Below are 20680 nucleotides of genomic sequence, written 5' to 3'. Positions count from 1 at the left end.
GCCGCTCGAAAAATATGAGTTGTGCAGTTATCAAAATATTCTAAAGAGTTCAAATCCAATTTACAACTAGCTATACCTGTAATACTAGGTATGTTAGGTCATACTCTAGTAGGTATTGTAGATAATGTAATGGTGGGGCATATTGGTGCTACCGAACTAGCGGCGGCATCTCTAGCCAATAGTTTTGTATTTATAGCGATGTCGTTAGGTATTGGTTTTTCTACAGCTATTACACCGCTTATTGCCGAGGCAGATGCTGAAAAAAACCTAGAGAAAGAACGTACTATTTTTCATCATGGTTTGAAACTATGCGCCCTTTTGGGAGTTTTTTTATTTACTCTAATTTATTTTTCAAATCCTTTGCTCGATAGTATGGGGCAACCTAAGGCTGTTGTAGCTTTGGCAAAACCATTTTTAAACGTTTTGGCTTTTTCGCTTATTCCTTTAATTCTTTTTCAAGGTTATAAACAGTTTGCCGATGGTAAACAACAAACCAAAATAGGTATGTGGGCCAATTTATACACCAATGTAGTGCATATACTTTTAAATATTGTATTGATATATGGTTGGTGGATATTTCCAAAAATGGGTATGCTTGGCGCTGCTTATGGAACCGTAATATCGCGTTTTTTTATGTTGGGATTTATTCATTTTTCACTCAAAAATAAATCGAGGTTTGCTGTTTATTTTCATCATTTTTCATTTTCAAATTTTAATAAAAAAATAGTAAACCGTATTGTAAATTTAGGTTTGCCTTCGGGGTTTCAAATGTTTTTTGAAGTAGCACTATTTACAGGAGCAGTATGGCTTTGTGGAAGAATAAATACCGAGAGCCAAGCTGCAAACCAAATAGCATTAAGTATTGCTACATTTACCTTTATGTTTGTGTCTGGTTTGGGTGTAGCAGGTATGGTACGAGTAGGGAATTTAAAAGGGCAACGCGATTTTGTAGGTTTACAAGTTGCTGCTCGTTCGTTGTTTTTACTTGCTATAATTGTGCAAACTATATTTGCACTGTTATTTGTTGTTTTTCACAATTATCTACCAGATTTGTTTGTCAATTTTAATGAAATTTCTGTTACTGCCAATGTTTCTGAGGTTGTATCTATAGCTAGTAATTTAATACTTATTGCTGCTGTTTTTCAACTCTCAGATGGTTTGCAAGTTGTTGTTTTGGGTGCCTTAAGAGGTTTACAAGATGTAAAAATACCTATGTATATTACCTTTACGGCATATTGGTTGGTTGGTTTTCCTATTTCTATTTATTTAGGATTATTTACACACTTAAAAGCAGTAGGTGTTTGGATCGGATTATTGGCAGGCCTAACTTTTGCAGCATTATTTTTGTACATTCGCTTTAGTTACTTATCAAAAAAATTAATCGAAAATAATATAATTTAAAAATTAAAAATAAACGATATGGAATTACCAAAATTTGTGCTAGCAGATAATACCGATTTTCCAGATGATGTGTATGTTATTCATCTAGATTATCCAAGATTTATATTGAATGTTCAAAATGATGAGGTTGAATTTTTGGAAGAAGTAGATGAAACAGAAGAAATAGAGCTTACCGAAGAAATGGAAAAACTAGTTGTAAAAGCTCTAGAGTTTTACGATAGAGAAATAGAACGATTTGAAGAATAAGAAAAGAAAAGGCTGTCCAAAAAGTCTAATTATTGTCTTTCCGAATTTATTTCGGAATCTAATAATAATTGATAATCAAATTTTATAGAAGCTGAAAACAACTTTAGCTTGACAAGATTATGCTTTTTAGACAACCTTTTTATTTTTAGCGTAAACTAGCACTCAACTCGGTTTCGTAGTTTTGCTTTAATTTACTCATTATTTTGTCAATTTGAGTATCTGTAAGGGTTTTGGTAGTGTCTTGAAGTATAAAACTTAACGCATACGACTTTTTGCCTTCTGGCAAATTTGTACCTTCATAAACATCAAATAAATTTACATCTTTTAGCAAAGATTTTTCGGTTTGTTGTGCAATTTTTAATAGTTGTTCGTAGCTAACAGATTCATCAAGTAATAAGGCTAAATCTCTACGCACTTCTGGGTATTTTGGAATATCTTGAAATTTAATTTTATTTGAAATAAGTTTAATAACTAAGTCCCAATTAAATTCGGCATACAAAACCTCTTGCTTAATATCAAAATGTTTTAGAATTGATTTTTTAACAGTACCCAATTCTACTAGAGTATCTTTTCCATAAGCTAGTGCTACACCTTCAGCAAAAACGTCTTGATTTACAATAGTATGAACAAGTTTGTTAAAACCTAAGCGTTCCAATATACTTACAACATAGGCTTTAAAAAAGAAGAAACTTCCGTTTGTTTGTGGTAAAGCCCAAGATTCTTGGTAACTATTTCCAGTAGCAAACAATGCTAAATGTTTTTTCTCGCTGTAACCTGATAATATTTTTTTATAACTTTTACCAAATTCAAATAACTTAATATCACTATTTTTACGGTTAATATTGTAAGAAACTGCTTCTAATCCAGAAAAGAGCAACGATTGACGCATTACAGATAAATCACTACTTAACGGATTTAGCATTGCCACATTATTCTCTTCTTTTAAAGAATCTGATAATTTTACATACTCGGCAGTAGTGAGTGAATTTGCCATCATTTCATGAAAACCTAAAGCATTCAATTGCGATGCCACAACATTTTGTATTTTATAATCTTCGGTTCTACCTGCTTTGGCAACTGTTGCATTTAGTTTTTTGGTAAAATTGATGTTGTTGTATCCATACACACGTAAAATTTCTTCAATAACATCTACTTCGCGTTGAACATCTACTCTATAAGCAGGTATGGTAAGCCCTAAACCTGCATCAGAGCTACTATTTACTTTGATATCGAGTGATGCCAAAATTCTTTTTATAGTTTCTTTTGGAAGTTCTTGCCCAATTAAACGGAATGCTTTTTCATAATTTAAAAAAACAGTAAAATCTTCTAATTTTTTAGGATATACATCAATAATATCTGATGTAATTTCTCCTCCAGCAACTTCTTGAATTAGTAGTGCTGCTCTTTTTAAAGCGTATTCTGTAAGTGTTGGATCGATACCTCGCTCAAATCGGAAAGAAGCATCAGTGCTTAAGCCATGTCTTTTTGCTGTTTTTCTAATCGAAACAGGGTTAAAGTAAGCGCTTTCTAAAAAGATATTTGTCGTAGTATCTGTAACTCCAGAGTTTTTGCCTCCAAAAACACCAGCCATACATAGTGGCCCTTTCTCGTCGCAAATCATTACATCGTCTTTGTCAAGAATACGTTCTACATCGTCTAGTGTGGTAAATTTTGTACCAGTTTCTACTGTTTTTACAATTATTTTGCCATGAATTTTTGAAGCGTCAAAAGCATGTAAAGGTTGTCCTAAATCATGTAAAATATAATTGGTTACATCTACAATATTGTTTTTTTGGGTAAGACCTATAGCTTTTAAACGGTTTTGTAACCATTCTGGAGATTCTTTTACATCTACTCCAGAGATAGTAACACCGCAATATCTTGGTGCGAGTTTGCTATCTTTTACATCAATATCAATTTTTAGTATACGTTTATCTACTTTAAATGAAGATACAGATGGAGTTATTAATTCGATATTTTTCCCTTTTTGAATAAGCCCTGCTCGCAAATCACGTGCTACTCCATAATGAGACATAGCGTCTGCACGATTTGGAGTAAGTCCTATTTCAAATATTTCGTCGTTTTCAATATTGAATACTTCAGCCAAAGGAGTACCTGTTTTTAAGGAATTATCAAGAATCATAATACCATCATGATTGTTGCCTATACCTAGCTCATCTTCGGCACAAATCATACCGTGACTTTCTTGACCTCTTATTTTTCCTTTTTTTATTTCAAATTCGTTACCCTCTTTATCATACAATTTTGTTCCAATTGTAGCTACGGGTACTTTTTGTCCTGCGGCAACGTTGGGAGCACCACAAACAATTTGAACTATGTTGCCTTCGCCTAAATCTACGGTTGTAACTTTTAGTCTATCGGCATCAGGATGCTTTTCGCAACTTTTTACTTCGCCAACTATAACTCCTTTTAAGCCACCTTTTAAAGACTCGTATTTTTCTACAACTTCAACTTCCAACCCGAGGTCGGTTAATAAAGCCGAAGTTTCTTCAGATGGTAAATCGATTTTAATAAACTGCTTTAACCAATTGTATGAAATGCGCATATATTCTAAAATATTAAGGGTGCAAAGATAAGCATTGTAAAAGTTAGTTTAAAATTATGTTTCATAAAATATACATAAAGAATAAGGTTGTTAATATCGTAATTAAAACTTTAAAAAATTTTAGTATATGTAATTTTTGCAGCATTAAAATAACACTATATCAATTTTGTGCTATAAATTGAAAGAAATGTGCTATTTTCAAAAAAAGCTAGCTACTACATTTGGAGTAACCAAAAATAATAAAATTATGAGTGAATTAATTCAACGACCACAACTTAAAGAAAAGTATGATAACTACATTAATGGTAAATGGCAAGCGCCTTCAACAGGGCAATATTTTGAAGTGCTTTCACCTATTGATGGAAAATTAATGGCAAAAGCGGCTCATTCTGGTAAAATTGATATTGAAAATGCAGTAAATGCAGCTGAAGAAGCATTTAAAACATGGAGTGAGACATCGGCTACAGAGCGAAGCATCCTTTTAAACAAAATTGCAGATAGAATGGAAGCCAATTTGGCTCATTTGGCAGCAGTTGAAACGCTAGATAATGGTAAAGCTATTAGAGAAACTATGGCTGCCGATTTGCCCTTGGCAATAGATCATTTTAGATATTTTGCAGGTGTAATACGTGCAGAAGAAGGCTCAATTGCAGAGTTGGACAAAGATACCGTTTCTATAATAATGCATGAACCACTTGGCGTAATTGCACAAATTATTCCTTGGAATTTCCCTATACTCATGGCAGTTTGGAAACTAGCTCCTGCTCTAGCTGCAGGAAATTGTGTAGTACTTAAGCCTGCCGAAAGTACGCCTGTTTCTATAATGGTTCTTATGGAACTTATAGGCGATTTGCTTCCTGCAGGAGTTATAAATGTTGTAAACGGATTTGGCGCAGAATTGGGTAGAACTTTGGTTACCAACCCAAAAGTTGCCAAGGCAGCATTTACAGGCTCAACGGCTACAGGTAGAATGGTTATGCAGTATGCCACCGAAAATATTATTCCTGTAACGCTAGAGTTGGGTGGAAAATCACCTAATATTTTCTTCCCATCGGTAATGGACGCAGATGATGAGTTCTTGGATAAAGCTCTAGAAGGAGTTGCTCTTTTTGCTTTAAATCAAGGAGAAGTTTGTACTTGTCCGTCTCGATTATTGATTCATGAGTCTATTTATGATAAATTTATAGAAAAAGTGTTGGCTAGAGTAGCTGCAATAAAAACTGGAAATCCTTTTGATCCAACAGTAATGATGGGTGCTCAAGCTTCTCAAATACAAAAAGATAAAATACTTTCTTATATTAATTTGGGTAAAGAAGAAGGTGCAGAATTGTTGTGTGGAGGAGATGTTAATCATCTTGGAGGCGACTTAGAGGGAGGTTATTATATCCAACCTACTTTATTTAAAGGTCACAACAAAATGAGAATTTTTCAAGAAGAAATTTTCGGACCAGTATTGGCAGTAACAACATTTAAAACCACCGAAGAGGCTATAGAAATAGCCAACGATACTATGTATGGTTTAGGCGCTGGTGTTTGGACTCGCGATGCACATGAATTGTACCGTGTACCACGTGCCATTAAAGCAGGAAGAGTTTGGGTAAATCAATACCATGCTTATCCAGCAGGAGCTCCGTTTGGAGGTTATAAACAATCGGGTATTGGTAGAGAAAACCATAAAATGATGTTAGATCATTATCGTCAAACCAAAAATATGTTAATTTCTTATAATAAAAACAAATTAGGTTTCTTTTAAAAGTAAGGTTTGTTAGCTAAACCGCAAATTCAAAAATGAGTATATTTGATGAATTTGCGGTTTTTAATTTTGTATAAAATGGAAAAAATAAAACGATTACAAGCAACACAAGAAGCACTAAATCTAATAGATTTTTTATCAAATAAGTTTGGCGATTTAATGTTTTATCAAGCAGGAGGTTGTTGTGAGGGTACTCAACCACAATGTTTTGAGAAAGGCGGATTTTATTTAAGATATGGAGATGTTTGTATAGGAACAATTAAAGGTTTTGAGTTTTGGGTAGATAAAGATTTATTTGAATATTGGAAGCACGCCCATTTTACTTTGGATGTTACAAACGGAATAGGAGCAGGAGGTTTCTCTTTAGAAACACCATTTGGAAAAACGTTTAAAATAAACTACAGATTGTTTGATGATAAAGAGCTACAGAATTTAGAGGATATTAAAATAAATGAATAATATTATCCGTTAAAATTCATGAGTTGGTATTGTTTTGGAGTAACACCTTCGTATTTTTTAAATAGTCTAATAAAGTAGTTACTGTCTTCAAATCCAGTAGCATATGATACTTCTGAAACATGAATAGTTGGGTTACTTAAAAGTTTTTTGGCAAATTTTATTTTTTCGTTTAAGATATATTCTATAGGACTCATGCCTAATTCTCTTTTAAAACACCTGTAAAAGGAAGTTGTACTCATACAAGCCACATCGCTGAGTTGTTTTAAATTTATATTTTCGGAAATATGTGATTTTATAAACGAAATAGCCGTTGCTATTGGACTATTCTGCGAAATTGATTTTACTGTATCAAATCTTTTTACTGTTTGTGTTTGAATAATTCGAACTATTAATTCTTGCAAGGTTAAATCGGTAAGAATGTCTTTGGTAAGCGTATCGCTCATGCACTCTTTAATAAGTTTGTTTATGGTAGCTGCTAGTTCTACATTGTTGTAAAAAAAGTAATTTTCGTTATCTAACTTCCACAAATTATTTTTACCTTCTTTTGGATACCTGTCGTTTAAGTAATCAAGGGTTTTACTAATAATATCATTATCTATAGCAAGGGCAATACACTGTGTTGGATTGTCTTTTGTAGCCTCTGGAAAATCTATTTTCATTTCTACTTTTGAAGGAACAATAACCGTTTCTCCCGGTAAATACTCAAATGATGGATCGTCAAAAAGATGCATTATTTTTTTTCCTCGTAACATACTTGTAACCACAAGATCATTAAATTTTAGCGGTACTAAATCGGTTTTCTCGTAGGTTTCAAATATATTTAGTTCACAATTTTGTAAAGAAAATATTGTTCTATTTTCTACCAAAGTTTTTAAAGACTTCTCTTGAGTAAGAGCTGGTGTATGTAATAATTTTTTTTGAGGCATAATAGAAAAACAATTCTATTCAAATATTGTAAAAAAAAGCGAAGTATTTCTAAAAACACTTCGCTTTTTTGCAAGAATGATATACATTTATAATACGCCCACTTTTTTCATGCAGTTTTTCATCATTTGGTAGGTACGTTCAATATCGTTGTCCAAACCTATAGAAAAGCGAATCAAACCATCTGTAAGACCCATTTGAGCTTGTTCTTCCAACGGAATTTCTGAAGATGTTGAGGTTCCTGGAGCACTAAACAGTGTTTTGTAAAATCCTAAACTTACTGCTAAATATCCCAAGTTTTCATTCTGCATCATTTCCATGAGTTCGTTGGCTTTATCCAATGTGCCAACATCGAGAGTCATCATACCACCAAAACCGTATTCTGGATTTATCATATCTTTATATAATTGATGACTTGGATGACTTTCTAACCCAGGATAGACAACTTTTAATCCGTCGTTTTCAAATTTTTCTGCTAAATATTTGGCGTTGTAGCTGTGTTGTTTCATACGAATATGTAAAGTACGCAGATTTTTTAATATGCTGGCACTTCGCAAACTATCCATAGTAGGGCCAAGTAACATACTTGCTCCATTATTTACATTTTTTAAATCGTCTATAAAAGCCTGAGTACCACAAATAACACCACCTACAGTATCACTACTTCCGTTTATAAATTTAGTTAAACTATGAATAACTACATCGGCACCAAGCAAAGCAGGCGCAACAGATAGAGGAGAAAAAGTGTTATCAACAACCAGTTTTAGTTGGTATTTTTGAGCAAGTTGAGCTAATGCTTTTATGTTTGCTACCTCAAGCAGTGGGTTGCTCACAGTTTCGCAATACAATACTCTGGTGTTTTTATTTATAGCGGCTTCAACCACATCGAGTTTTGTAATATCTACAAAATGTGTAGTAATATTCCATTTTGGTAACATATTTTTCATGAAAGCATACGTTCCTCCGTATATGGTTCTACTCGATACTATTTCGTCGCCAGCATTGCAAAGTTGTAAAAGTACAGGTGTAATAGCACCCATTCCCGATGCGGCTACATTGGCGCTTTCGGTACCTTCCATAGCGGCTAGCGCTTTAGATAAATACAAATTCATTGGCGATGAATGTCTGGAATACAAATAACAGCCTTCTGCATTACCTTCAAAGGTGTCAAACATTGTTTTTGCTGACAAAAAAGTGTAAGTAGAAGAATCGGATATAGAAGGGTTTACACCTCCAAATTCTCCAAAATATTGTAAGTCTTGAATTTTATCTGCTGGATTAAAGTTTTTCATGATATAATCTAAATTTTAATTCTATCAAAAATACTTTTTACTAAATAATAATTCAATATTTGTCGAATTATTTAGAATAAAAATCTATAAATATAATTATAAATAGATTTTATTTCTTTTTATATTTGGGTTTTTAAACTCTATCAGAAAATAGTATGGATATAATAGACAAAAAACTCATAACGCTTTTGCAACAAAATTCTAAAAGAACAACCAAAGATCTTTCAAATAAGCTAAATTTATCGGTTACTGCGGTTTATGAACGAATAAAAAAACTAGAACGTGAGCAGGTAATTTCTAATTATGTAGCTATTGTTGATAAGAAAAAAATTGATAAAAATTTTGTTGTTTTTTGTCATGTAAAACTTACTCAACATATAAAAGATACTATTTCTAGTTTTGAAAAAGAAGTGATAAAACTTATCGAAGTTTTAGAATGCTATCATGTAAGTGGCGATTATGACTATATACTAAAAATTCATGTAAAAGACATGGAAGAATACCGCGATTTTATGATTACAAAACTAACTACTTTGCAACATATTGGTAGCACCCACAGTACTTTTATGATTGGTGAAGTAAAAAACAGTACTGTATTTGTTTTGTAAAAAAAAATAACCTCAAAAATTTACTTTTTGAGGTTATATCAAAACAATTTATTTATGTAAATAGCAGTATTAATAACTGCGCTGCAACGATTCTAAGTATCATAGTAAGCGGATAGACGGTTGCATAAGAAGCAGAAGGCGTATCGTTTCCAGCTATTTTTAGAGCAAAGGCCAAGGCAGGCGGATCGGTAGATGCACCAGCGAGTAGTCCGCAAATTTCAAAAAAGTTTTTCTTGAAGTATTTTTTGGCGATAATTCCAACGGTAATTAGTGGAACTGTAGTAATAATAATTCCGAGTATTATCCAATAAAAACCAATGCCACCTGCAAAAGCGCCCGATAATTTAGCACCACTACTTAAACCTACACTCGCTAAAAAAAGAGTTATTCCCAATTCTCTAATCATGAGATTGGCACTTTGTGTAGTATAATTGTTTAGGTAAAATTTATTTCCAAATCGGCTTAAAAGTAATGCCACAATAAGCGGCCCACCAGCCAATCCTATTTTTACAGGTAAAGGTATATTTGGAATTTTAAACGGAATGCTTCCTACAATAATTCCGAGTACAATACCAATAAATATAGGAGCAATATCTGGAACTTCAAGTTTTTTAATCGAATTTCCTAACACTTTAGTAATACGTTCGAGCCCTTCTTTTGTACCAACCACTTTAATATTATCGCCCAATTGTAACGATATGTTTCCATTTGGAATAATTTGTGTACCAGCTCTATGAAGTCTGGTAAAAGTAAAATCATGCTGATGAAATTCTGGAATATCGCCTATACGTTTGTGGGTAATGTCTTTATTGGTTACTACTATAGTGTTGGAGACTAAATTACTATCTAAAGCCGTTTTTAAGTTTAAATCGCTTTCAGAACCTATTAAAATGTGTAATTGTTCAAAAGTGTTTTTTGGAGCTACAATCAATAACACGTCATTTTCTGCTAATATTTCTTTGGGAGTAGGAGTAATAATATGCCCTTTATGGTACATTCTAGATATTACAATTGGTTTTTTAATAAGTTCGAAAATAGTACTTATGGGTTTTCCTATCAATTGTTTATTTTCTAATTTTAGATGTTTTGATATTACTTTATCTTCTCGTAAATTATTGAGTTTGTTTTGAAATTCTGTTTCTTTTTCAATATCAACATGAAATATTTTTTTTAGCAATAAAATACTAATAATAATACCAAAAACGCCAAACGGATAGGTTACAGCATAAGCCAAAGTAACCATAGATGTATCGCCAAGATGCAAATTGGTAATTGTAGTTTGTGCAGCACCCAAACCTGGTGTATTGGTTACAGCTCCACTCATTATTCCACTCATAATTTCGATACTATTTCCTGTTGAATAGTGTAGAATAATAGTAAAAATTACTCCAAATAACACAATAAGAGCCGCTAATAAATTGGTTACTAAAGCATTTTTGTTTAATGATGCAAAAAAACCAGGACCAACTTGTAAGCCAAGCGTATATACAAAAAGTACCAATCCAAATTCTTTTAGAAAATCTTGCAGTTCATGGTTTACATTAATTCCTATGTACGAAATAAATATTCCTACAAATAAAACCCATGTAACACCGAGCGAAATACCAAAAACTTTGATTTTTCCGAGCCATATTCCAAGAGCAATAACCAAACCAAAGATAATTAGGGTTTGAGCGATCGACTCTTTGGTAAATAAATCTAATATCCAATTCATGTGTAGATAATTATTTGTTTTTTAAGGTAATATGGTTATAGTTTATTATTATGGGGTTTTGCTTGCGCAACCTTATTAATGGCGGTTTCATAATGTATGGAATAAACTATCGGGAATAGCTATTACAGTTTCCCGATAGTGTATGAATATTATAATTGCGGGCCAGCAGCGACTAATCTTTTTCCTTCTTCGGTATTTGTATACTGTTCAAAGTTTTTAATATATAAAGTGGCTAGTTTTTTGGCTTTTTCTTCCCATTCTGATACATCGTTGTATGTATTTCTTGGGTCTAAAATATGTTGTTCAACATTTTTCAAATTTGTAGGAGCAACCAAATTCAAATAAGGAACTTTAATAGTAGAAACTTCTTCTATACTACCATCAATAATAGCATCGATAATCGCTCTAGTGTTTTTTAAAGAAATGCGTTTCCCTGTTCCATTCCAACCTGTATTTACCAAATATGCTTTTGCGCCATGTTCTTTCATTTTTCCTACTAAAGTTTTAGAGTACATAGTAGGGTGTAAGGTTAAGAATGCTTCACCAAAGGCTGGAGAAAAAGAAGGTTGAGGTTCTGTAATACCTCTTTCAGTACCTGCAAGTTTTGAAGTAAAGCCACACAAGAAATGATATTGAGCTTGATTTTCGTCTAATATTGAAACTGGAGGCAATACCCCAAAGGCATCTGCAGAAAGGTAAATAATTTTACTTGCGTGTCCTGCTTTTGAAGGTAGTACAATTTTATTTATATGATATATTGGGTATGAAACTCTAGAGTTTTCGGTAATAGAATGGTCGTAATAGTCTACTTCTCCATATTCGTTTACAACAACATTCTCAAGTAAAGCATCTCTTTTTATAGCTCTCCAAATATCGGGTTCATTCTCTTCAGATAAATCAATTACTTTGGCATAACAACCGCCTTCGTAATTAAACACACCATTATTATCCCATCCGTGTTCATCATCACCAATTAAATATCGTTTTGGATCGGCAGAAAGTGTTGTTTTTCCAGTTCCAGAAAGTCCAAAAAACACTGCAACATCGCCTTTTTCTCCTACATTGGCAGAACAATGCATAGAAGCCATACCTTTAAGCGGTAAGTAGTAATTCATCATGGCAAACATACCTTTTTTCATTTCGCCACCATACCAAGTACCACCTATTATTTGAATTTTTTCTGTAAGATTAAAAACAATAAAATTTTCAGAGTTTAGTCCCATTTCTTTCCAATTGGGGTTGGTTGTTTTAGAACCATTCATAACAATAAAATCGGGTTCACCAAAATTTTCTAATTCATATATAGACGGACGAATAAACATATTGGTAACAAAATGAGCTTGCCAAGCTACTTCCATAACAAAACGCACTTTTAAACGTGTATCTGGATTGGTGCCACAAAAAGCATCAACCACATACAGTTTTTTTGAAGTAGAAAGTTGTTTTAAAACCAAGTGTTTTAACTCGCTCCAAACTTCTTGAGTTGTTGGAAAATTCACTTTGTCGTCCCAATAGATAGTATCTTTTGTAATGTCGTCTTTTACAATATATCGATCTTTTGGAGAACGCCCTGTAAATATACCCGTTTTAACCGCTACAGCTCCGCTTTCTGTAACAGCTCCTTTTTCATAACCTTTTCTTAAATGAGAAGTTTCTGCCTGAAAAAGTTCTTCGTAAGATGGATTGTATACTACTTCGTGATAACCTGTTATGCCTAAATTATGTAGTTCCTGAATGACTTTAATGTTTTTCATACTAAAGAGTTTACGTTTTATGATTTGTTTTAAAATTCTATTCAAATTTCCGACAATATTTAACCAAAAAAACTGATATTTATCAGTAAAACAGGAAATCTACGAAAACGTTTTCATTGTAAAATACTGATTATCATTTTGTTAATTTCCCTAAAACTAGATCTACTAAACAACTTATAAATTGAACTATTTGAGTAATATTTGATGCATTATTGATTACAAAAAACAAAAAACATTTGTAATTTTGCATATAATTTTCAAAATACACAAAAAATATACAATATTATGAGTCAATTTGATGTAACCATTATCGGTTCTGGTCCTGGAGGCTATGTAGCAGCTATTCGCTGTGCTCAATTAGGTTTTAAAACTGCCATTATAGAAAAATATCCTACATTGGGCGGAACTTGCTTAAATGTTGGTTGTATTCCTTCAAAGGCATTATTGGCATCTTCACATCATTTTGAAGAAATAAGCCACATGGCAGAACACGGTATTGAGGTAGCAGGTGAGGTAAAGGTAAACCTAGCCAAAATGATAGAGCGCAAACAATCTGTAGTAGACCAAACTAGTGGTGGGGTAAAATTTTTAATGGATAAAAATAAAGTTACAGTTTTTGAAGGTGTAGGCTCTTTTGAAGATGCAACACACATAAAAGTTACCAAAAACGATCGCTCATCAGAAATTTTAGAATCAAAATATACGATTATAGCTACAGGTTCAAAACCTTCTTCATTACCTTTTATTTCTATAGATAAAGAGCGTATTATCACTTCTACAGAAGCATTAAAATTACCCGAAGTACCTAAACATTTAGTAATTATAGGAGGTGGCGTAATTGGTATAGAACTTGGGCAAGTATATCTTAGATTAGGGGCACAAGTATCGGTAGTTGAATATTTAGATAGAATTATTCCTGGTATGGATGCAGCTTTGTCTAAAGAATTAACCAAAGTATTAAAAAAACAAGGCATGAAGTTTTATACTTCACACAAAGTAAAAGAAGTAACTAGAAATGGAAATTCAGTTACAGTAAAAGCAGATGATGCCAAAGGAAATGAAGTAGTTCTAGAAGGAGATTATACATTGGTTGCTGTAGGTAGAAAGCCTTATACAGATGGCTTAGATGCAGAAAAAGCAGGTGTAAAACTTACAGATAGAGGACAAGTTGAAGTAAACAATCATTTACAAACAACAACTCCAAATATTTATGCTATAGGCGATGTAGTACGTGGTGCTATGTTGGCACACAAAGCAGAAGAAGAAGGCGTTATGGTTGCAGAATATTTAGCAGGACAAAAACCACACATAGACTACAACCTTATTCCAGGTGTGGTATATACTTGGCCAGAAGTTGCAGCAGTAGGTAAAACCGAAGAGCAACTTAAAGAAGCAGGTGTAGCTTACAAAGTTGGAAGTTTTCCATTTAGAGCATTGGGTAGAGCGAGAGCGAGCAACGATATAGACGGATTTATAAAAATTCTTGCCGATGCTAATACTGATGAGGTTTTAGGTGTACACATGATAGGTGCTCGTGCAGCAGATTTGATAGCCGAGGCTGTAACTGCTATGGAGTTTAGAGCTTCTGCCGAAGATATTTCTAGAATGAGTCATGCGCACCCTACGTTTGCCGAAGCAATAAAAGAAGCGGCACTTGCAGCTACAGATAATAGAGCATTGCACGTATAGTGATAACATATAATTAATAAAAATCCCAAATTCTAATACTATAGAATTTGGGATTTTTTAATTTTTATAGTCTAGAATTTAATCGGCTTTAAACAAATGTTTGTAGCTATTCCAATTAGCATAAATTAAAAATAAATTGGCAAACAAAATAGCAGTAGCCATAGCTATATCGGTTTTTGTTACCATAAGATGTATAAGAAAGATGTTAATGGTAATAGGAAGCAAAATGATAGTTCCTATTTTCATAAATTTTCCAGTAACTAGGGTAATCCCCGAAATTAATTCTACTGTTTTGGCAACAGGAAAAATGTATTTTGATGCTACAAAACCAGCCATTAGAGTAGCTAAATCTCCAGTTGGTTTGGGTTGATCGATAAGTCCAAAAAAGTAAGAAATAGAGGCAAAAAGCATCATGCCACCGAGCAGTAAACGCACTACGATTGTTGCAATTTTCATAAGTATAATTATTTGGTTAGTATATCAAAAATACTAAAAATAATTATAAGGTTTGTTTTTTTAGCCAAACAGAACCTTTTTTGTAAGCCAACCAGCCTAGAAATGCCAACAAAATTACCGACCATAGTTTTACAATAAATGCTATACTATCTTCAAGAGTATACCAACCTGTTTTAATACTTTCAAAAATTTGTGTGCCAATATGTGGTCTATAATAGTTTAGGCTTTTTGCTTGCGGAATAATAGTTTGTGTAAAAGTTTCAGGTTGGTAAAAATGGAGTGTTATTGTACTCATTTCTGTTTGATTTTTTAAATCTAAATTATTGAGCGTATAAGTATCTAGAGCCTCTTTTGTTGCATCAACCTTATCTTCTGCCTGTAACGTTTGATTAAGTTTACTGTCTTTTTTATCTATAGCATGGCGCATTTTATTACTCACTTCTTGTTTTCGTTTTTGAGCCATTGTATTTGCTATAATTTGGAGTGTAACATCTTCGGCTTCAATTTTTCTATTGTTTAAAAAAGAAACTTCTTTCAAAATTTGTTTTACAACAGTGTCGAGTTTTGTGTTTGGCACTCTTAATGTCATGGTGTTCTCAACATTGTATTTTACAGTTTTCAAAACACTATCCGAACTTATTTTTTGCTCATCGTTATCGACTATATTACTTTGCAAATTGGTAAAACTAACAATGCCTCCCAAATGAGTTACAGCGTCTTCTATTTTTTGTGTTGATTGTATTGCATTTTTTACTTCAAAATTGATATCGGCTTTTCGTATAATGTTCTTTTCACCTTTTTTTACAATCGCTGCCGAAGAAGAAGGCACGGTTGTAGAATCAATCACCGAACTTGATTTGCTTTCTGAAACAGTTTCTGTAGAAGCATTTTCAATAGATTCAGAATTTTTACACGAGTAAAATGATAATGCTGTAGCAACTACAGCTACATAAATGATTTGTTTTTTCATAAAAAAATAAATTTGAATTAATAATAAATTTGTAAGTGTAGTTTTTTATCAAATTTTTAGTTTTTTTTATGAATATTTATGATTTTATTAACGCATAAAAATCATGCCAAATTTTTATAAGATTACGTTTTCATAAAAAATTAGATTATTTTTGAATCATGATAAAAAAGCTTTGAGAACAATTGTAACACAAAACATAGCAAACCCAAAAGCGTTTAAAACCAAACTATTACATTGGGCAAACCAATTTGATGAAGTAATATATTTGGATTCCAACCAACACAAACAACCGTATACAAGTTATGATTTGGTTGTTGCGGTAGAATCATTTACCTCTATACAAACCGACTATGTACATGCTTTTGATGATTTGGAGCAGTATTATAATGCTACAAAAGATTGGTTATTTGGCTATTTATCATACGATTTAAAAAATGATATCGAAGATTTGAAATCTGAAAATTTTGATGGATTGTTATTTCCTGATTTATATTTTTTTCAGCCCAAAAAACTTTTTTTGCTAAAGGAAAATACGCTTGAGTTACACTATCTACACTTTTGTGATGACGAATTGTATAACGATTTTCATGAAATAGAAACATATCAAATACATACAGAAGATAGTACGCCAGTAACAATGCAACAGCGTATTGAAAAACAAGATTATGTAGAAAAAGTTACAAAAATGCAGCACTATATTCAAATAGGAGATATTTATGAAGCTAATTTTTGTATGGAATTTTATGCCGAAAATGCAACGATACAACCGTTGTTTGTTTTTGAAAAACTAAACCGTATTTCTCAAGCACCTTTTGCTGTTTATCTAAAAAATAGAAATAAGTATGCCCTTTCAGCATCTCCCGAACGTTATTTAAAAAAAATACAAAATAAAATCATTTCTCAACCAATAAAAGGAACTTCAAAACGATACGAAGACACACTAGATGACTTAAAAAGCAAAGAGTTTTTACAAAATTCTGAAAAAGAGAAAAATGAAAACATTATGATTGTTGATTTGGTTCGTAATGATTTATCTAAAACAGCAGCCAAAAATAGTGTAGAAGTAGAAGAATTGTGTGGTGTATATACGTTTAAACAAGTGCATCAAATGATTTCTACTGTAGTTTCAACAGTAAAAGATGTGGTGTCGCCTATCGAGGTTTTAAAAACCACTTTTCCTATGGGTAGTATGACAGGAGTGCCAAAAATTTCAGCAATGAATATTATAGAGCAATTGGAAGAAACCAAAAGAGGCTTATATAGTGGCGCGGTAGGATATTTTACGCCCTATGGTGATTTTGATTTTAATGTGCAAATACGTACTATTTTATATAACGAAAGAGAAAAATATATATCGTTTTCTGTGGGTAGCGCCATTACTCAAATGTCAAATCCAGAACAAGAATATGAAGAATGTTTGGTAAAAGCACAAGCAATGCTCCATGTACTTCAAAACCCATAATTGTATGATAAAAGAGTTTCAGCAACATCTCCAAAATCAGTTTCCGTACCTGTTACAAAACCCTTTTTATATTGCAGTAAGTGGTGGTATAGATAGTATGGTATTGATAGATTTGTGCGAAAAACTGAATCTGTCTTTTGAAATTTTGCATTGTAATTTTACTTTACGTAATACAGAGAGTGAAGCTGAAACGAGTTTTTTAAAAGCATTTGCTTTACAAAAAAACATACCCATTCATATACAATATTTTGATACTCAGAGCTATGCTATAAATAATAAGCTATCTATTCAATTGGCAGCGAGAGCCTTGCGTTATGATTGGTTTAAAGAGCAAATGAAGCAAAATAACATACAATATTTGCTTACAGCACATCATCTTAATGATAGTTTGGAAACTTTTATTATAAATCTTTCTAGAGGCACAGGGCTCGACGGATTGATAGGAATTCCTCAAATAAACGAAAGTATTGTAAGGCCATTACTTATTTTTTCAAGAGAACAAATTGCGCTATATGCTCAACAAAATTATCTAGAATGGAAAGAAGACAGTAGCAATCAATCGGATAAGTATTTACGAAATAACATTCGTCATAATATAGTCCCTCTTTTAGAGGGTTTGCATACAAATTTTCTTGAATCTTTTCATCAAACAAGTTTGTATTTACAACATACCCAAGTATTGGTTCAAGACGCTTTGCAAAAAGCCTATCAAGACGTTGTGAGCAATGTAAATGATTGTGTTTTGAGGTTTGATTTACAACTTTTAATGCAATTAAAACCCTATACTCTTTATTTGCATTATTGGCTTAAAGATTTTGGATTTACCGCATGGGAAGACATTTACAATCTAGCAGAGGCACAAACTGGCAAAAAAATAGGTTCTCCAACTCATACTTTGTTAAAAAATAGAGAAGAGTTGTTATTATATCCTAATGATAGTGCTATTTTAGAATATATAGCTTTAGAAATTGATACCATTCCTTATTCTAATGAATCAATACCTATTCGTATTGAATTTTGTAACACAAGTTACCCTACTATTTCTTCTGCAAATTGTATATTTGTAGATTATGATAAAATAAAAATGCCTTTAGTTTTAAGAAAATGGAATGAAGGCGATATATTTTATCCTTTGGGAATGCAAGGCAAAAAAAAGATAAGTAAATATTTTAAAGACGAAAAATATTCGCTATTAGAAAAACAAAACCAATGGATATTGTGCTCTGAAAACCAAGTTGTTTGGTTGCTGGGTAAACGTCAAGATAATAGATATAAAATAACAAACACAACAAAAACCATACTCAAAATTCAATACAAATAATGAAGAAAATTATCATTTTAAGCGTATTATTTCTACTCAATTCATTGGGATTTGCACAAATGAAAAATCCTGTAAAATGGACTACAAAAACCGTTAAAGTATCCGATACAGAATTTGATTTGGTAATAAAAGGCAGTATAGAGCCCGAGTGGCATGTGTATTCTCAGTTTACACCCGATGGAGGTTCACTACCCATGGTGCTTAATTTTAAAGATGCAAAAAACAACTATCAACTTATTGGCAAAGCCAAAGAAAGTGCGTATAAAAAACAATTTAACGACATTTTTGGCGTAGACGAATACTATTTTGATGGTCAGGTAACGCTTACACAAAGAGTTAAAATACTAAACGCAAAGCTTTCAAAAATTACTTTAAATCTAGATTATCAAGCTTGTAAAGAACAATGTATTAACGACAATAAGACTTTTGTATTTGATATTCCAAAAATTAATCAAGAGTTACTACCTGTTACAGATGCTACAAAAACTATAGCAATTGATACTCCAAAAACAGAAACAAGGTCAATAGAAAATTCAAATAAAAAAGTCGCGATTTCTAAACCAGTATCAACAAATATATCTACAGAAAATGAAGAACAAAAAGGCTTGTGGACTATTTTCTTTTTAGCATTTTTAGGAGGTCTTGCTGCTTTACTAACACCTTGCGTTTTCCCAATGATTCCTATGACCGTGAGCTTTTTTACCAAGCAGAGTAAAACTCCTGCACAAGGAAAAAGAAATGCAGTTTTGTATGGTTTGTCAATTATTGTTATTTATGTAGTTCTTGGTTTGGCTATTAATGCTATTTTTGGAGCAGAGGCTTTAAACGCATTATCTACCAATGTTTGGTTTAATTTGTTTTTCTTTGTTTTACTCATCATTTTTGCCATTTCATTTTTGGGTGCTTTCGAAATCATGTTGCCAAATTCTTGGGCAAATAAAGTAGACAAACAAGCAGATAAAGGAGGTGTAATTGGAATATTTTTTATGGCATTGGCACTTGCTATAGTATCGTTTTCTTGCACGGGTCCTATAGTAGGTACTCTTTTGGTAGAATCTGCTTCAAAAGGTGGTATTGCTCCTATTATTGGTATGCTTGGTTTTTCTTCTGCAATAGCCTTGCCATTTATGTTGTTTGCTTTATTTCCAAGTTGGTTACAATCATTGCCAAAATCTGGAGGTTGGTTAAACACCGTAAAAGTTTCACTTGGATTTTTGGAATTGGCATTTGCTTTTAAATTTTTATCCAATGCCGATTTAGTTTTGCAATTGCATTGGTTTGAGCGTGAAGTATTTCTCGCTATATGGATTGCAGTTTTTGCCGCTTGGGCACTTTATTTGTTTGGGAAAATAACATTGCCACACGATAGTCCTTTATCTCATATATCTGTAGGAAGGTTAATGCTCGCACTATTTGTATCGGCTTTTGCTATATACATGATACCTGGTTTGTTTGGCGCTCCATTAAAACTTATTTCAGCATTTCCTCCACCACAATCTTACAGCGAAAATCACGCTATTTTTGTTTCATCAAATCATGATTCTGGTTCTTTAATTTCATTGCCAGAAGGAGCAAAAAATGGAGAACATGGCATTCCAACTTTTGAAGACTATGATAAAGCATTAGCGTATGCTAAAAAAGTAAAAAAGCCACTTATGATTGATTTTACAGGATATGCGTGTGTAAATTGTAGAAAAATGGAAGTTAATGTTTGGTCGGATTCTCGTGTAAGTAAAATATTAAAAGAAGATGTGGTTTTGGTTTCACTTTATGTTGATAGTAAAATTGAGTTGCCAAAATCTGAGCAATATGTATCTAAATTTTCGGGTAAAGAAATTATTACTTATGGAAATAAATGGACAGATTTTATTATATCAAAATACAAAACCAATACCCAGCCTTATTATGTTTTGGTAGATTCAAACGAAAATAATTTAAACAAACCTATAAGTTATACTCCTGATATTGAAGAATACTTAATGTGGTTGCACGAAGGAATTGAAAATTACAAAAACTAATATTTATAAAAGCCGATTTCAAAAATCGGCTTTTGTTTTTAATATCT

16 protein-coding genes are annotated in these 20680 nt (G+C 32.5%); 9 read left to right on the top strand and 7 right to left on the bottom strand.

The features are described 5' to 3' along the window. Window positions 1-21: 21 nt before the first annotated feature. Window positions 22-1401: an MATE family efflux transporter gene (locus Q361_RS01755; RefSeq protein ID WP_103724989.1), complete on the top strand. Its 1380-nt coding sequence runs from the start codon at window positions 22-24 to the stop codon at window positions 1399-1401. An 18-nt stretch (window positions 1402-1419) separates the two neighbouring features. Next, window positions 1420-1647, top strand: a complete 228-nt coding sequence (locus tag Q361_RS01750) for a hypothetical protein (RefSeq protein ID WP_103724988.1) — start codon at window positions 1420-1422, stop codon at window positions 1645-1647. 145 nt (window positions 1648-1792) lie between these two features. On the opposite strand, the gene pheT is transcribed toward Q361_RS01750, so the two are convergent. Then, window positions 1793-4213 (bottom strand): phenylalanine--tRNA ligase subunit beta, encoded by a 2421-nt coding sequence (gene pheT, locus Q361_RS01745; RefSeq protein ID WP_103724987.1) that lies wholly within the window; start codon window positions 4211-4213, stop codon window positions 1793-1795. Between the two features lie 247 nt (window positions 4214-4460). On the opposite strand from pheT, the gene Q361_RS01740 reads away from it, so the two are divergent. Both Q361_RS01740 and Q361_RS01735 read left to right on the top strand, forming a co-directional pair. Continuing rightward, entirely contained in the window at window positions 4461-5966 is a 1506-nt protein-coding gene (locus tag Q361_RS01740) for an aldehyde dehydrogenase family protein (RefSeq protein ID WP_103725147.1), read from the top strand. 78 nt (window positions 5967-6044) lie between these two features. Then, window positions 6045-6425, top strand: coding sequence for a DUF779 domain-containing protein (locus Q361_RS01735; RefSeq protein WP_103724986.1), 381 nt, complete (start codon window positions 6045-6047; stop codon window positions 6423-6425). A 2-nt stretch (window positions 6426-6427) separates the two neighbouring features. Here the strand turns inward: Q361_RS01735 and Q361_RS01730 are convergent, their stop codons facing one another. Then, entirely contained in the window at window positions 6428-7351 is a 924-nt protein-coding gene (locus tag Q361_RS01730; protein ID WP_103724985.1) for an AraC family transcriptional regulator, read from the bottom strand. Window positions 7352-7438: 87 nt separating this feature from the next. Further along, window positions 7439-8641: an aminotransferase class I/II-fold pyridoxal phosphate-dependent enzyme gene (locus tag Q361_RS01725; RefSeq protein ID WP_103724984.1), complete on the bottom strand. Its 1203-nt coding sequence runs from the start codon at window positions 8639-8641 to the stop codon at window positions 7439-7441. Window positions 8642-8796: 155 nt separating this feature from the next. Between Q361_RS01725 and Q361_RS01720 the strand changes: the two genes are divergently transcribed. Then, window positions 8797-9249: an Lrp/AsnC family transcriptional regulator gene (locus tag Q361_RS01720; protein ID WP_103724983.1), complete on the top strand. Its 453-nt coding sequence runs from the start codon at window positions 8797-8799 to the stop codon at window positions 9247-9249. A 52-nt stretch (window positions 9250-9301) separates the two neighbouring features. Here the strand turns inward: Q361_RS01720 and Q361_RS01715 are convergent, their stop codons facing one another. Both Q361_RS01715 and pckA read right to left on the bottom strand, forming a co-directional pair. Beyond that, window positions 9302-10963 carry a putative transporter gene (locus tag Q361_RS01715; protein ID WP_103724982.1) on the bottom strand — a complete coding sequence of 554 codons (1662 nt, stop codon included), beginning with the start codon at window positions 10961-10963 and terminating at the stop codon, window positions 9302-9304. A gap of 149 nt (window positions 10964-11112) precedes the next feature. Next, complete coding sequence (gene pckA, locus Q361_RS01710; RefSeq protein ID WP_103724981.1) at window positions 11113-12717, bottom strand: phosphoenolpyruvate carboxykinase (ATP); 1605 nt, start codon at window positions 12715-12717, stop codon at window positions 11113-11115. A 285-nt stretch (window positions 12718-13002) separates the two neighbouring features. Here pckA and lpdA point away from each other — a divergent pair, with 285 nt between their 5' ends. Then, a complete protein-coding gene (lpdA, locus tag Q361_RS01705; protein WP_103724980.1) occupies window positions 13003-14406 on the top strand; it encodes a dihydrolipoyl dehydrogenase in 1404 nt (467 codons plus the stop codon). Window positions 14407-14484: 78 nt separating this feature from the next. Here the strand turns inward: lpdA and Q361_RS01700 are convergent, their stop codons facing one another. Further along, window positions 14485-14862 carry a DoxX family protein gene (locus tag Q361_RS01700; RefSeq protein WP_103724979.1) on the bottom strand — a complete coding sequence of 126 codons (378 nt, stop codon included), beginning with the start codon at window positions 14860-14862 and terminating at the stop codon, window positions 14485-14487. Between the two features lie 43 nt (window positions 14863-14905). Continuing rightward, complete coding sequence (locus tag Q361_RS01695; RefSeq protein ID WP_103724978.1) at window positions 14906-15832, bottom strand: DUF4349 domain-containing protein; 927 nt, start codon at window positions 15830-15832, stop codon at window positions 14906-14908. A gap of 172 nt (window positions 15833-16004) precedes the next feature. Here Q361_RS01695 and Q361_RS01690 point away from each other — a divergent pair, with 172 nt between their 5' ends. Genes Q361_RS01690 through Q361_RS01680 form a run of 3 tightly spaced genes read left to right on the top strand, consistent with a single transcriptional unit; the run spans window position 16005 to window position 20633 of the window. Further along, on the top strand, window positions 16005-17294 hold the full coding sequence (locus tag Q361_RS01690) for an anthranilate synthase component I family protein (protein ID WP_103725146.1): 1290 nt from the start codon (window positions 16005-16007) through the stop codon (window positions 17292-17294). A 4-nt stretch (window positions 17295-17298) separates the two neighbouring features. Continuing rightward, window positions 17299-18615 carry a tRNA lysidine(34) synthetase TilS gene (gene tilS / locus Q361_RS01685; RefSeq protein ID WP_103725145.1) on the top strand — a complete coding sequence of 439 codons (1317 nt, stop codon included), beginning with the start codon at window positions 17299-17301 and terminating at the stop codon, window positions 18613-18615. Further along, window positions 18615-20633, top strand: coding sequence for a protein-disulfide reductase DsbD family protein (locus Q361_RS01680; protein WP_103724977.1), 2019 nt, complete (start codon window positions 18615-18617; stop codon window positions 20631-20633). Before tilS ends, Q361_RS01680 begins: the two co-directional genes overlap by 1 nt. The last annotated feature ends 47 nt before the right edge of the window (window positions 20634-20680 follow it).

This window comes from Flavobacterium croceum DSM 17960, from assembly GCF_002917885.1.
GTDB lineage: Bacteria > Bacteroidota > Bacteroidia > Flavobacteriales > Flavobacteriaceae > Flavobacterium > Flavobacterium croceum.
The sequence above is the reverse complement of the archived record's forward strand: the minus strand, read 5'-3'. Positions and strand labels throughout refer to the sequence as shown.

Bases quoted from the DNA above. Each gene is read 5' to 3' on its own strand.
- Q361_RS01750 (WP_103724988.1), top strand. From the start codon at position 1,420: ATGGAATTACCAAAATTTGTGCTAGCAGATAATACCGATTTTCCAGAT.
- pheT (WP_103724987.1), bottom strand. From the start codon at position 4,213: ATGCGCATTTCATACAATTGGTTAAAGCAGTTTATTAAAATCGATTTA.
- Q361_RS01740 (WP_103725147.1), top strand. From the start codon at position 4,461: ATGAGTGAATTAATTCAACGACCACAACTTAAAGAAAAGTATGATAAC.
- Q361_RS01735 (WP_103724986.1), top strand. From the start codon at position 6,045: ATGGAAAAAATAAAACGATTACAAGCAACACAAGAAGCACTAAATCTA.
- Q361_RS01730 (WP_103724985.1), bottom strand. From the start codon at position 7,351: ATGCCTCAAAAAAAATTATTACATACACCAGCTCTTACTCAAGAGAAG.
- Q361_RS01725 (WP_103724984.1), bottom strand. From the start codon at position 8,641: ATGAAAAACTTTAATCCAGCAGATAAAATTCAAGACTTACAATATTTT.
- Q361_RS01720 (WP_103724983.1), top strand. From the start codon at position 8,797: ATGGATATAATAGACAAAAAACTCATAACGCTTTTGCAACAAAATTCT.
- Q361_RS01715 (WP_103724982.1), bottom strand. From the start codon at position 10,963: ATGAATTGGATATTAGATTTATTTACCAAAGAGTCGATCGCTCAAACC.
- pckA (WP_103724981.1), bottom strand. From the start codon at position 12,717: ATGAAAAACATTAAAGTCATTCAGGAACTACATAATTTAGGCATAACA.
- lpdA (WP_103724980.1), top strand. From the start codon at position 13,003: ATGAGTCAATTTGATGTAACCATTATCGGTTCTGGTCCTGGAGGCTAT.
- Q361_RS01700 (WP_103724979.1), bottom strand. From the start codon at position 14,862: ATGAAAATTGCAACAATCGTAGTGCGTTTACTGCTCGGTGGCATGATG.
- Q361_RS01695 (WP_103724978.1), bottom strand. From the start codon at position 15,832: ATGAAAAAACAAATCATTTATGTAGCTGTAGTTGCTACAGCATTATCA.
- tilS (WP_103725145.1), top strand. From the start codon at position 17,299: ATGATAAAAGAGTTTCAGCAACATCTCCAAAATCAGTTTCCGTACCTG.
- Q361_RS01680 (WP_103724977.1), top strand. From the start codon at position 18,615: ATGAAGAAAATTATCATTTTAAGCGTATTATTTCTACTCAATTCATTG.